The sequence below is a fragment of the Rothia sp. LK2588 genome (assembly GCF_040946465.1).
Lineage (GTDB): Bacteria > Actinomycetota > Actinomycetes > Actinomycetales > Micrococcaceae > Rothia.
In genome coordinates, this window is record NZ_JAYWLS010000001.1 from 65,636 (window position 1) to 78,410 (window position 12,775).

Genomic DNA, 12,775 nt, shown 5'->3' on the forward strand with positions numbered 1-12,775 from the left:
TCCTCCGAATCAATACAATCGTGGCTGGGCACTTGTATATAGCACCCAGCCACTTTTTATTTATTTTATTGCGCGTTGAGGCAGAATCTTACTTCAGCCCGTCAATAACCTCGTTCAGAGTCTTGCTCGGGCGCATCGCCGCCTCAGCCTTTTCGTCCGAGGGGCGGTAGTAGCCACCCAGGTCCACGGGCTTGCCCTGAACCTCGAGCAGCTCGGCCACGATGGCGTCTTCCTTTTCGCCCAAGGCCTTCGCCACGGGGGCGAACTTCTCGGCCAGCTCCGGCGAATCCGACTGAGCGGCCAGCTCCTCAGCCCAGAACTTGGTCAGGTAGAAGTGCGAACCGCGGTTGTCGATCTCGCCGACCTTACGCGAGGGCGACTTGTTCTCGTTCAAGAAGGTGCCGGTCGCCTTGTCCAACGTGTCGGCAAGAACCTGCGCCTGTGCGTTGTCGTAGTTCTTCGCCAGGTGCTCGAAGGACGCCGCCAGCGCCAAGAACTCGCCCAGCGAGTCCCAGCGCAGGTGGTTTTCCTCCACCAGCTGCTGCACGTGCTTCGGCGCGGAACCACCGGCACCGGTCTCGAACAGGCCACCGCCGTTGATCAGCGGAACGATCGAGAGCATCTTCGCCGAGGTGCCCAGTTCCAGGATCGGGAACAGGTCGGTGAGGTAGTCACGCAGCACGTTGCCGGAGACCGAGATGGTGTCCTCGCCCTTGCGGATGCGGTCGATCGAGAACTGGGTGGCCTCCTCGGGGGAGAGGATGCGGATGTCCAGGCCCTCGGTGTCGTGCTCCGGCAGGTACTGATTGACCTTCTCGATGAGGTTGCGGTCGTGGGCGCGGGACTCGTCCAGCCAGAACACGGCGGGGGTCTTCGAGTCGCGGGCGCGGGTCACGGCCAGCTTCACCCAGTCCTGCACCGGGATGTCCTTGGTCTGGCAAGCGCGCCAGATGTCGCCTGCGGAGACCTCGTGCTCGATCAGCACGTCGCCTGCCGAATTCACGACCTGCACCTTACCGTCGGCTGCGATCTCGAAGGTCTTGTCGTGCGAGCCGTATTCTTCGGCCTTCTGCGCCATGAGGCCCACGTTGGGAACGGTGCCCATGGTGGTCGGGTCGAACGCGCCGTTCTTCTTGCAGTCGTCGATGACCACCTGGTACACGCCGGCGTAGGAGGAGTCGGGCAGAACCGCGAGGGTGTCCTGCTCCTCGTTGTTCTTGTTCCACATGTGGCCGGAGGTGCGGATCATCGCCGGCATCGAGGCGTCCACGATTACGTCGGAGGGCACATGCAGGTTGGTGATGCCCTTGTCGGAGTTCACCATCGCCAGCGCGGGGCCGTCCTGCAGGCCCTTCTCGATCTCGGCGCGCACGCCGTCGCGGACGTCCGCGGGCAGCTCGTCCAGGCCGGAGAGGATCGCGCCGAGGCCGTTGTTGCCGTTGAGGCCGGCGGCGTTGAGCTGCTCACCGTACTTCTCGAACAGTGCGGGGAAGAATGCGCGCACCACGTGACCGAAGATGATCGGGTCGGAGACCTTCATCATGGTTGCCTTCAGGTGCACCGAGAAGAGCACTCCCTCTTCCTTAGCGCGGGCGACCTGCTCGGCCAAGAACTTGTCCAGTGCGGCGGCGCTCATGAAGGTGCCGTCGACGATCTCGCCCTTAAGTACGGGCAGCGATTCCTTCAGCACGGTCTCGGTGCCGTCGGTTGCGATGTGCTTGATCTGCAGGGTGTCGTCCTGTTCCAGGATCACCGACTTCTCGTTGGAGCGGAAGTCGTTGACGCCCATGGTGGCCACGTTGGTCTTCGAGTCTGCGCTCCAGGCACCCATCGAATGGGGGTGCTTGCGGGCGTAGTTCTTCACCGACTGGGGCGCGCGGCGGTCGGAGTTACCTTCACGCAGCACGGGGTTCACGGCCGAGCCCTTGACCTTGTCGTAGCGGGCGCGGACGTCCTTGTCCTGGTCAGAGGTGACCTCTTCGGGGTAGTCGGGGATGTCGAAGCCGGCTGCCTGCAACTCCTTGAGGGCGGCCTTCAGCTGCGGCACGGAGGCCGAGATGTTCGGCAGCTTGATTATGTTGGCCTCGGGGGTCTGCGCGAGGTTGCCGAGCTCGGTCAGCGCGTCGTTGACCTGCTGGTCGGCGGGCAGGACGTCGGCGAACTGGGCCAAGATACGGCCGGCCAGCGAGATGTCGCGGGTCTCCAGCTCCACACCGGCGCTTGCGGCAAAGGCCTCCACGATGGGCTTGAACGAATAGGTGGCCAGCAGGGGCGCCTCGTCGGTGTGCGTGTAAATGATCTTTGCCATGGGCAGGACTCTCCGTGTTCTCGTAGGTCACAGTTTCATACCTACAATACCCTCTAACGTGTGCCCTGACACAGTTCTGCGTCTTTCGGTAACGTAAGGACTTATGGAGATACAGATCAAGCGCATTTACGATGATGCCGCGCAGAACGACGGCCTGCGGGTTTTGGTCGACCGGCTCTGGCCGCGGGGGATCAAAAAGGAAGACGCCGACGTCGACCTCTGGGCCAAAGACCTCGCCCCCTCCGACGAGTTGCGCAAAGAGTTCAACCACGACCCCGAGAAGTTCGATCAGTTCGCTCAAGACTACGAGAAGGAGCTGGCCGAGCGGGACGAGGCCGCCGACCTGATCGAGGAGATCAAAGACGAAGACCCCGATCGGATGACGTTGCTCTACGCCGCACGCGACAAGGAATGCAACCACGCCCTGGTGCTGCAGCGCTACCTGCAGAAACATATTGCCGGCGCCAGCTTCGCCTCACCGCGTAGCGTCTAGAGTAAAACTATGACTTCCTCGAACCATTCCGCAGTGATCACCGTGTCCGCCGTCGTCATCCGCAACCACGAAGGCCAGGTGCTGACCGTTCGCAAGCGCGGCACCGAAGGGTTCATGCTTCCCGGCGGCAAACCCGAACCGAGCGAAACCCCGCTGGAGACCGTCGGCCGTGAGGTTGCCGAGGAACTGAATTTTCAGCTCACCGCCGAACAACTCAACCCGCTGGGCACCTTCGAGGAACCGGCGCTGAACGAACCGGACCACACGGTGCGCGCCCACGTTTTCCTCTGGACGCCCGCACCCGGTGAAGACCTCGACCGGTTGGCCGAGTTGCAACCGGCCGCCGAGATCGCCGAGCTACGCTGGGTGGATCCCGCACAGGAGAACCTCGCCGACCAGGCTCCGCTGAACGTCAACGCGGTGTTCCCTGCACTGGCCGAACATGGTGTGCACCAGCCGGGTGTGGTGTCCGCATCGCAGCGCTCGCTGGCGGTCTTTCTCGGCTCATCGCAGGGGAGTGACCCCAAATATGCCGAGGCCGCCCGCAGCTTTGGCGCTCTCCTGGCCGAGCGCCAGATTCGCCTGGTCTATGGCGGCGGACGCGCCGGACTGATGGGCGAGGTGGCCTCCGCCGCGCTAGACGCAGGGGGAGAGGTGTTCGGCGTGATCCCCGATTTCTTGGCGAGCAAGGAGGTCGCCTTCACCGAAGCCACCCAGTTGGAGGTGGTGGGTACGATGCACGAGCGCAAGGCGCGCATGGCCGATCAGGCGCAGGCCTTCGTCGCGTTGCCCGGTGGCCCGGGAACCTTAGAGGAGTTCTTCGAGGTCTGGACCTGGCGCTACCTGAACCGCCACGAGAAACCCGTGGCTCTGTTGAACGTGGATGGTTTCTGGGATCCGCTGTTGAACATGATCGAATCGATGCGCGAGAAGGGCTTTGTGAACGAGCGCTACCTCGAGGCGTTGATCGTGGCGGAGACGGGGGAAGAGCTACTCGACAAGTTGGGGTTCTAGGCGCAATAAGGCCACTCCTGAGAGATGCTCGTGGCCGGGACCTCTTGCCAGTTTTTATTTTACCTGTAAAGTAAAAGTGACGAGAAGCCCTCACCCGGAAAGCATCTTCATGACCCACGCAACTATCGCGCAACCCTCCTCATCAGAGTCCAAACTCCCGGCGGTCACCTCGATGGGTGCTGTGCGCCTTCGAGTGCGCGACGTGGCCTCGGTGCTGACCTTCTACACCGACGGGGTTGGCCTCACCGTGCTTACCGAGAACAGCGGGGAGATCATGCTGGGTCTGCGCCGCGAGGGAACAGGCGGGCGTGGCGAGGAGAACGTCGTGCTCATCCTCGAACACGACCCCTCGCTACGGCACCCCTCCCGTACCGAAGCGGGCCTGTTCCACGTAGCCATTCTCTTCGATACCAAGCACGACCTCGCGCTCTCGTTGCTTTCCACCATGCGTCGCTATCAGGAGCGTTATATGGGGCCCGGCGATCACCTCGTCTCGCAGGCCTTTTACTTCGCAGACCCCGAGGGTAACGGAGTGGAACTGTACTGGGATCGCCCCCGCGAGGAATGGGCCTGGACCAACGGCCAGGTGCAGATGGATACGCTATTCATCGACGCCGCCCAGTTCATCCGCGCAAACCTCACCGAAGAGGAGGTCGTTCGCATAGCGGAAGGCCAGGCTGAGCTTGACCTTCTTGGCACCGTGGGGCACGTTCACCTGCAGGTTGGTGATACCGCCACCGCCCGCGAGTTCTACGTCAAGGCCCTCGGCTTCGATCAGACCGCAACCCTGGGCAACCAGGCACTATTCGTTGCAGCCGGTGGATATCACCACCACATGGCGATGAACGTGTGGAACTCTCGCGGCGCCGGCCCTCGCGAGAAGACGTTGGGGTTGGGTGTGATCAATGTTGATCTCCCCGATGATGATTCGATAGCCCGGGCTGCAGATCGGCTGAAGTTTCACGGTATCCAGGCCACTTTTGAGGGCAACTCTTTGCGACTGAGCGACCCGTGGAACAACCTTCTGGTGCTCCGCCCTGCAGACTGACGCAACAATCGGTCACGATGTAGCGCGCATCACAGGCGCCTGGTTAGGGTGGTGCCATGTCTGAAGATTATCTCGAGAAACTCATCACCACACCACGCGCGGTGGGGCTTGCGGCCAACCGCGCCGGCGACGTCGTCCTGACCGTCAACAGCCTCAGCGACGACGGCAGCCGCTATCGACCCCGCCTCTACTCGCTGGCGACCCCCTCCACCGAATCCGAGGTCGTTCCCCTCACGGCCCCCGAATCGGGCGCTGGATTGCAGGCCATCGGCGAGGACGGTTCGATCTACCTGACCCTTGACAAGCCCGTCGACGGCGCCGAGAACACGTCGCTGACCGGCCTGTACCGCCTATCCTCCCGTGGAGAACCGCAACTGGAATTCACTTTTCCCGGCGACATCCATCATCTCGAGGCGCGGGGCACCGGATCCGGGCGAAACCTGGTCTTCACCGCCCAGGCCCTCGGCGACAACCTCGACGAGGCAGCAAAGATCCTCGAACGCCGTGCCAAAGAAAAGGTCTCCGGCGTGCTCCACGAAGATTTCCCCACTCGTTTTTGGGACCACGACGATCCGCTGGGCGAGCGGGCCCTCTTCGTGAAGGAGACCGGCAAGGAACCGCGGCGCGTGCGCCTGCCCGAGGGTAGGCTCGTCGACTTCACCCTGGGCCCCACCGGACGCCGCGCACTGGTCACCATCGAACGGAAACTCCATGGCGTCTACCAACGCGCCGACGTCTACTACATCGACCTCTTCGAGCGGGGCGAACCGCGCCTGATCGCCGAGGCCGACGACCGCGTCAGCTTCGGTGCCGGCGACTTCAGCCCCTCCGGCACCCACGCGATGATCTTCAAGACACACGTGTGGCTCTCCGATCAGTCACTCAACAGCGAGCTGAACGTGGTGGAACTGGCGACGGGCGAGATGACCCGGCTGGCGGCGTCCATCGACCGCTGGCCCAACGATGTCTGCTGGATCGACGACAAGACCCTGGCCATGACCACCGACCACCTCGGCGCCGGGGCGGTCTGGCGCGTGGGCCTCGACGACAGCGTCACCCAGCTCACCGACGACGGTTATCACTACTCGGCGTTGCAGTTCAGCGGGGGAGGATTGGTCGCCCTGCGCGATGCCCACAATGTCTCCCCGCACCCGGTACGGCTCTCTGCCACCTCGGTCGGTATGGCCACCGTGCGCGAGCTGACCAGCCCTATCGAGCCGTTACGCGCCCCCGGGCGGCTGGAGAAACTCAGCGTCACCGCCCGCGACGGCGCCGAACTCACCGCCTGGCTCGCGCTACCAGAGCACTCGTCGGAACCTGCCCCACTGGCCGTTTTCGCCCACGGCGGGCCCTGGGGATCGTGGAACTCGTGGACCTACCGCTGGAACCCGTGGGTACTGACCGAGGCCGGCTACGCGGTATTACTACCAGATCCCGGCATCTCCACCGGATACGGCCAGGCCATGATCGACCGCGGCGGTCACTCCGTGGGTGCAGAACCCTACTTCGACATCATGGACTGCATTGAGCACGTTAGCGCCCGCGACGACGTCGACGGCGAGAGCGCCGCATTCATGGGCGGCTCGTACGGCGGGTACATGACCAACTGGGTGGCCGGGCACGCCGGAACTCGCTTCAAGTGCTACGTGAGCCACGCGTCCATCTGGAACCAGGGGCACATGTACACCACTACAGACAACGGCAGCTGGCAACAGTGGATGGCCGAAGGCCCGGACGCCGTGCACGACACTTTCTCGCCGCACCAGTTCGCCGATCAGATCCAGGCCCCGATGCTGGTGATTCACGGCGATAAGGACTACCGGGTACCGATCTCGCAAGCGCACATGCTCTGGTTCGATCTCAAGCGGTACAGCCCGCAACTGGACCACAAATACCTGTACTTCCCCGACGAAGGACACTGGATCACCAAACCGGGCAACTCACGGTTGTGGTACCAGACGGTGCTCGCTTACCTGAACACCCACGTGCGCGGTGAGCGCTTCGAAGCCCCCGAGCTTCTGGGTTAGCTTTCTGCGGGGTAGTAACCCGGTAGCTAACTACTTTCGGGTGCGCGCGGGCCTGCCGTTTCGATAACGCTTAATGAGCGAGACGGTGGGCCCGATGTGCACCATCAACCAACCGGGAGCGACCCACACCATGAGCATGTACAGCACGCGGAAGAGGGAGCTGACCGCGTCGCCCCCGGTGAGCACGACGTCGTGCATCCACATCGTCAACAGGGTCAGCGCGAGCGTGCTCAGCACGGCCCAACCCACGCCCCAGCCGAACTCGCTGCTAGAAGAGGAACCGCGCGTCAGCCAGTACTGGCCATAGAAATTCCGCAACGCGGTCAAGAACGACGCGTGCGGAACAGGGTGGGCAACGCGAGCCGACTCCTGACGGATTTCCTCATCGAAACCGTCGAGGTTCAGCGCATCGGGGTCATCTTCGGTAGGTGCAATGTACTCGGCCATGCCCCTCAGTTTACGCGGTGGCGCAATCGAGGGGCCACACCGTGCCTACGGACGGTTGTAGTCGGCGGGGCGGTCGTACTGATACCCCTCGGGAGAGCTCGGGAAGAAAGACATCACGAAGGGGACGATGCCGATACCCACGAACATAAGGATGGACAGCGCTCCCGGGTAGCCGGCATCCTGCAACCGGCGCCAGGTCAGCGCCAGCATGTGGACCGCGTGTAAGAGCCCGAGAAGAAAGAGAGACAGATAGAGGCCGAAAAAGATGGAGAATCCGATGTCTTCCGCAGCGCTTGAAGACGCACCGGCGCTCACCAGGAGCGAGACGATCATGCCCAGACCCACCAGGGTAAAGAGGATCGCCCACAACAAGAAAACCCACCAATATTCCGAACGCGAAGCACGGCCAGAGAAGTGAAAGATGTATTTGAAACTGTTGCGAATCGCGGTGCCGAATCCCACCTTCGGGCGCGGCCGGGACTGACCATTGCCCGCCGGGTTGTATCCCTGCATCGTGTTCTGCGAGTAATTAAACGAACCGTTCTGCTGGTATCCCTGATAACCGTTCTGGGTATAGGGAGACTGTTGCGGAGCGGCATTGTTCGGGGGCGTTGGGTAGTTACCGTAAGGTGACTGCTCAGACATGTGACTCTTTCGTGGGTGGGGGTGTGCGTGGTTATATACCACTGTAACCGCACCTCTAATTCATCTACCCGAAACGGTCGATTATGACGTCCGGCGTTAGGAGACAATCCCTTGATTGACCAGCAGAAACAGCTCACGGTGTTGTTGACATATTTCGGCGCCTTCGAAGGGGTTCCCCTCAATCCCAGCCAGGCCGTCGTGGACGAAGCAACCCGGCTTTTATACTCATCGGCTCCGCACCTTCGCATCGAGACCCGGGAGCTGCCGGTCACGTTCGCGGGGTCGGGTAAGGCCCTGGCGGTCGCCCTCGATGAGACCCGACCGGTGCTGGCCATCAGCTGCGGGGTGGCCGTCGGGCGAGACAGCGTCAGCCTCGAACGGGTAGCCATCAACCTCGACGACGCGCGCATCGCCGACAACGACGGATTTCAGCCCACGGACGCGCCCATCACCGAGGACGCACCCGCCGCCTATTTCTCCACCCTGCCGACCCGCGCGTCCTGGCAGGCGGCGGTCGCCGAGAACCTGCCGGTGAGCCTCTCCTATTCGGCGGGCACCTACGTCTGCAACCACGTCTTCTATTCCTTAATGTCTCTGGTCGGCCCCGACGTGCCCGCCGGGTTCGTTCACGTTCCCGCGATCACCGAACTCCACCCCGACCACATGCAGGCGGAGACCACTGCCGGAGGCGTCCCTCATCCCGCCACGGAAAAGATGCCCAGCGTAGCGCTCGCCGAGGCCGCCCGGGTTCTCGAATTGGTCGTGCTGACTACTCTGGCCGAACTCGAATCTTCCGAACACTAAACCGAGGGCAACGCAACGTAACGGGCACAGAGACCTCGGTTTTAAACACCGCGGGCGGGGGCACCGAATTCTCGGTACTCCCGCCCGCGAGGCGCTGTGGGAGAAGCCTACTGAGCGCGATGCTCCAGGTAGTAACCGATCAGCGACTGGGTGGAGGAATCCTGCTGCGCCAGCACCTCACGGTCGCCGGCGACGGCGTCAGCCAGCTGCAGGGCCAGCTGCTTGCCCAGCTCCACACCCCACTGGTCGAAGGAATCGATACCCCAGACCACGCCCTGAACGAAGGTGATGTGCTCGTAGAGCGCGATCAGCTGGCCCAGTACCGAGGGGGTCAGTTTCGAGGCCATGATCGAGGTGGTCGGGCGGTTGCCGGTGAAGACGCGGGCGGGAACGATATTCTCTGCGGTTCCCTCGGCGCGCACCTCGTCGGCGGTCTTGCCGAAGGCCAGAGCCTTGGTCTGTGCGAGGAAGTTCGCCAGGAACAATTCGTGCACGTCCTGCTCGCCGTCGCGAGTGGGGTGTACCGGATTGGCGAAGGCGATGAAATCGGCGGGGATGATGCGGGTGCCCTGGTGGATCAACTGGTAGAAGGCGTGCTGACCGTTGGTTCCCGGTTCGCCCCAGAACACCTCTCCGGTCTGGTACGAAACCTGCTTGCCCTCAGCGGTCACACCCTTGCCGTTGGACTCCATGGTCAACTGTTGCAGGTACGCGGGGAAGCGGTGCAGGTACTGATCGTAGGGCAACACGGCGTGGGTGTGTGCCCCGAGGAAGTTCACATTCCACACATTCAGCAGACCCATGAGCGCGGGTACGTTCTGCGCCAGCTTGGTCGTGCGGAAGTGCTCGTCCATGGCGTGGAAACCGGCCAGGAATTCTTCGAAGGAGTCGGGGCCGAGCACGATAGCTAGCACCGTTCCGATGGCCGAATCGACCGAGTAGCGGCCGCCGACCCAGTTCCAGAAACCGAATGCGTTCTTGGGGTCGATGCCGAAGGCCTCGACCTTATCCAGCGCGGTCGAGACGGCCACGAAGTGTGCGGCCACCGCCTCGTTGTCTTCCTTGCCTTCCAGCGCACCGTTCGAACGCAGACCATCCAGGAGCCATGCGCGGCACACGCGGGCGTTGGTAAGAGTCTCCAGGGTGCCGAAGGTCTTCGAGGCCACGATGAACAGTGTGGTCTCGGGGTCCAGGTCGGCGACGGTCTCGGCGGCGTCTGTGGGATCGATATTAGAGATGAAGCGTGCCTGCAGGCCCTGCTGCGCGTAGGGCTTCAGTGCCTCGTAGACCATGACGGGGCCGAGGTCCGAACCGCCGATGCCGATGTTGACCACGGTCTCGATCTTCTTACCGGTCACGCCGGTCCACTCGCCCGAACGCACGCTATCTGCGAAGTCGTAGACCTTGGCGAGTACTTCGTGAACGTCGGCGTCGACGTCCTGCCCGTCGACGGTGAGCTTCTCGGCGGCGTCCTTGGGGCGGCGCAGCGCGGTGTGCAGCACGGCGCGGTCTTCGGTCACGTTGATGTGCTCGCCGGAGAACATGGCGGTGCGACGATCCTCGAGGCCTACCTCGTCGGCCAGCTTGAGCAACTGCGCTAGGACGTCGTCGGTGATGAGGTTCTTCGAAAGGTCTACATGCAGGTCAGCGGCGGTGAAGCTTAGCTTTTCTGTGCGTTGAGGATCTGTGGCAAACCAACCGCGCAGATCGGGGGAGAGGTCCTCGCGCAGGGACTTCAGCTCAGCCCAGGCACCGGTTGTGGTGGGATCGACGATGTGCTTGCTCATACGTGCCGTGTCCTTCAGATTTGGGTATTCGGTTTGACGGTTCAGCACCATGGTAGTTCGAATCATTCTCTCAGCACCACACCGTTACTGCTGTGGTCTTACCTAATGAGCATCGATGATTCAAAATCGTTAGATCGAGCACTCTTGCCGGCAGAATTGGCCTATTGGTTGCCCTTATATTCTTGACTCGTTACGGTGGAAGGAGTAGCGATGGGCACTGCTGTGCCCATGCGCATGGTGCCCCGCCCTCTCATTGCGGGGTCACTGATAATCGCATACAGATTAAAGAGGTACTTTCTATGGCAGTCTCACACGACGCTCCGCCTCATCACGAGCCGGATTTGAGAAAAAACGATATACCTCGGGAAATTCGCGACAACGTTCGCGAAGGATCTTTGGCGCCCCGCGTTTTTTGGCCCGCAGCCATCATCATGGCTTTGTTCATCGGGTTTACCCTTGTTTTTCCGCAAAAAGCCAAAGGCATTTTCGACGCTCTGCAGTCGGACGTCATTAACTATTTCGGTTGGTACTACGTCGCCATCGTGGCGTTCTTCGTAGTCTTCGCACTCTATCTGGGTTTCTCTCGCATGGGCGACATCAAGCTCGGCGACGATGACGACGAGCCCGATTACTCGTTCACTACCTGGGTAGCCTTCCTGTTCGCAGCGGGCATGGGTATCGGCCTGGTCTTCTACGGTGCTACCGAACCGCTGATGCACTTCGTCTCGCCGCGTCCGGGCGTTTCCGGCACCAGCGAGCAGGTCGCCCAGGCGGCTATGAGCCAGGCGTTCCTGCACTGGGGTCTGCACCCTTGGGCGATCTACGTGATCGTTGGCCTAGCCATCGCCTACGCAACCCACCGCCTGCGTCAGCCGCTCTCGATCCGTTACTCCCTGCAACCTTTCTTGGGGGAACGGATCAAAGGCAAGTGGGGCGACGTCATCGACGTAGTGGCGCTGGTAGGTACCCTCTTCGGTGTGGCTACCTCCCTGGGCCTGGGCGTCATGCAGATTGCCGCCGGCCTGAACTACATCCACATCCCGGCGCAGGGTAACTGGTGGTTGACCGGTATCATCATCGTGTTGATGGGCATCACCCTCTTCTCGGTGGTCACCGGCCTGGAGAAGGGCATGAAGTGGCTCTCGAATGGCAACCTGATCCTGGCGGGTATCGTCTGCCTGGCAGTGCTCTTCCTTGGTCCCACCCTCTTCTTGCTACGCGAGTTCGTGGCAGCCATCGGTAACTACCTGCAGAACGTGGTCTCCCTGACCTTCTCGACCCTGGCGCTCTACGGTAGCGACGGCGAGAAGTTCCAGGCCGCTTGGACCACCTTCTACTGGGGCTGGTGGATTTCCTGGTCGCCCTTCGTCGGTATGTTCATCGCCCGCGTTTCGAAGGGACGCACCGTGCGCGAGTTCGTGACCGGTGTTCTGCTGGTGCCCGCGCTGACCTCGTTCTTCTGGTTCTCGGTGCTCGGTGGCACCGCACTGAACCAGGAACTCTTTGGCGACAAGACCCTTTTGGAAGCCGACGGCACAGTCTCAGCTGAGAACGCCCTGTTCCGCATGTTCGAGAACATGCCGGCTGGCGGCGCGCTGACCATCGGCGCACTGTTGCTGGTCATCGTGTTCTTCGTGACCTCCGCCGACTCCGGTGCGCTGGTGCTGGGTATGATCTCCACCCATGGTTCGCCCGAGCCCAAGACCTGGGTTCGCGTGTTCTGGGTGCTTGTGGCAGCAGCTACCGCGATCGCCCTGATCTGGGCCGGTGGCACCGACTCACTCTCGGCGATTCAGACGGTCGCGATCCTCACGGCCATCCCGTTCTCGGTCGTTATTCTGATGATGTGTGTGTCGCTGTACAAGGCACTCAGCTACGAACACCGCCTGTTCGTTCGTGCTCAGCGTCGCAGCGTCCGCGAGGAGATCCTCTCCACCGTCGACAACCGACTCGAGGCGGCCGTCTCGGACGTCGCGCTGCAGACCGACGCTAACACCGCGGCGATCCAGCAGCTCGCTAACACTGGACAAATCCCGGTCGTCACCGAGCAACGTAACGCTGCCGGTTCGACCTCGGCCCCGGCAGCGGCGACTGACCGCGGTGAAGGTCCCGAGCTGAGCAAGGGCTCCGCAAAGGCACCTAAGAAGCCGTGGAGCCGTCGCTAACTGAACACAGCTGGTGAGCTGATTCAAAGAGCGCCTT

Annotated in this window: 10 protein-coding genes; 6 read left to right on the plus strand and 4 right to left on the minus strand. The window is 62.2% G+C overall.

What is annotated here, in order from left to right:
* Window positions 1-88 precede the first annotated feature (88 nt).
* Window positions 89-2,308, minus strand: coding sequence for an NADP-dependent isocitrate dehydrogenase (locus VVR12_RS00285; RefSeq protein WP_368549124.1), 2,220 nt, complete (start codon window positions 2,306-2,308; stop codon window positions 89-91).
* Between the two features lie 103 nt (window positions 2,309-2,411).
* Between VVR12_RS00285 and VVR12_RS00290 the strand changes: the two genes are divergently transcribed.
* From VVR12_RS00290 to VVR12_RS00305, 4 genes are all read left to right on the plus strand, one after another.
* Window positions 2,412-2,801: a DUF488 domain-containing protein gene (locus VVR12_RS00290; RefSeq protein WP_368549125.1), complete on the plus strand. Its 390-nt coding sequence runs from the start codon at window positions 2,412-2,414 to the stop codon at window positions 2,799-2,801.
* Between the two features lie 9 nt (window positions 2,802-2,810).
* A complete protein-coding gene (locus VVR12_RS00295; RefSeq protein WP_368549126.1) occupies window positions 2,811-3,815 on the plus strand; it encodes a TIGR00730 family Rossman fold protein in 1,005 nt (334 codons plus the stop codon).
* 109 nt (window positions 3,816-3,924) lie between these two features.
* Window positions 3,925-4,863, plus strand: coding sequence for a VOC family protein (locus VVR12_RS00300; RefSeq protein ID WP_368549127.1), 939 nt, complete (start codon window positions 3,925-3,927; stop codon window positions 4,861-4,863).
* Window positions 4,864-4,919: 56 nt separating this feature from the next.
* On the plus strand, window positions 4,920-6,890 hold the full coding sequence (locus tag VVR12_RS00305) for a prolyl oligopeptidase family serine peptidase (protein WP_368549128.1): 1,971 nt from the start codon (window positions 4,920-4,922) through the stop codon (window positions 6,888-6,890).
* A gap of 30 nt (window positions 6,891-6,920) precedes the next feature.
* Here the strand turns inward: VVR12_RS00305 and VVR12_RS00310 are convergent, their stop codons facing one another.
* A complete protein-coding gene (locus VVR12_RS00310; RefSeq protein WP_368549129.1) occupies window positions 6,921-7,337 on the minus strand; it encodes a hypothetical protein in 417 nt (138 codons plus the stop codon).
* A gap of 45 nt (window positions 7,338-7,382) precedes the next feature.
* The gene (locus VVR12_RS00315) at window positions 7,383-7,982 is read right to left on the minus strand and encodes a DUF805 domain-containing protein (RefSeq protein ID WP_368549130.1); all 600 of its coding nucleotides are present in this window, start codon (window positions 7,980-7,982) and stop codon (window positions 7,383-7,385) included.
* 111 nt (window positions 7,983-8,093) lie between these two features.
* On the opposite strand from VVR12_RS00315, the gene VVR12_RS00320 reads away from it, so the two are divergent.
* Window positions 8,094-8,786 (plus strand): pyroglutamyl-peptidase I, encoded by a 693-nt coding sequence (locus VVR12_RS00320; protein ID WP_368549131.1) that lies wholly within the window; start codon window positions 8,094-8,096, stop codon window positions 8,784-8,786.
* Between the two features lie 107 nt (window positions 8,787-8,893).
* On the opposite strand, the gene pgi is transcribed toward VVR12_RS00320, so the two are convergent.
* Window positions 8,894-10,573, minus strand: a complete 1,680-nt coding sequence (pgi, locus tag VVR12_RS00325) for a glucose-6-phosphate isomerase (RefSeq protein ID WP_368549132.1) — start codon at window positions 10,571-10,573, stop codon at window positions 8,894-8,896.
* Window positions 10,574-10,968: 395 nt separating this feature from the next.
* Between pgi and VVR12_RS00330 the strand changes: the two genes are divergently transcribed.
* Window positions 10,969-12,738 carry a BCCT family transporter gene (locus VVR12_RS00330; RefSeq protein WP_368549133.1) on the plus strand — a complete coding sequence of 590 codons (1,770 nt, stop codon included), beginning with the start codon at window positions 10,969-10,971 and terminating at the stop codon, window positions 12,736-12,738.
* The last annotated feature ends 37 nt before the right edge of the window (window positions 12,739-12,775 follow it).

Excerpts from the sequence above, each read along its gene's own strand:
- VVR12_RS00285 (WP_368549124.1), bottom strand. The coding sequence starts at position 2,308 with ATGGCAAAGATCATTTACACGCACACCGACGAGGCGCCCCTGCTGGCC.
- VVR12_RS00290 (WP_368549125.1), top strand. The coding sequence starts at position 2,412 with ATGGAGATACAGATCAAGCGCATTTACGATGATGCCGCGCAGAACGAC.
- VVR12_RS00295 (WP_368549126.1), top strand. The coding sequence starts at position 2,811 with ATGACTTCCTCGAACCATTCCGCAGTGATCACCGTGTCCGCCGTCGTC.
- VVR12_RS00300 (WP_368549127.1), top strand. The coding sequence starts at position 3,925 with ATGACCCACGCAACTATCGCGCAACCCTCCTCATCAGAGTCCAAACTC.
- VVR12_RS00305 (WP_368549128.1), top strand. The coding sequence starts at position 4,920 with ATGTCTGAAGATTATCTCGAGAAACTCATCACCACACCACGCGCGGTG.
- VVR12_RS00310 (WP_368549129.1), bottom strand. The coding sequence starts at position 7,337 with ATGGCCGAGTACATTGCACCTACCGAAGATGACCCCGATGCGCTGAAC.
- VVR12_RS00315 (WP_368549130.1), bottom strand. The coding sequence starts at position 7,982 with ATGTCTGAGCAGTCACCTTACGGTAACTACCCAACGCCCCCGAACAAT.
- pgi (WP_368549132.1), bottom strand. The coding sequence starts at position 10,573 with ATGAGCAAGCACATCGTCGATCCCACCACAACCGGTGCCTGGGCTGAG.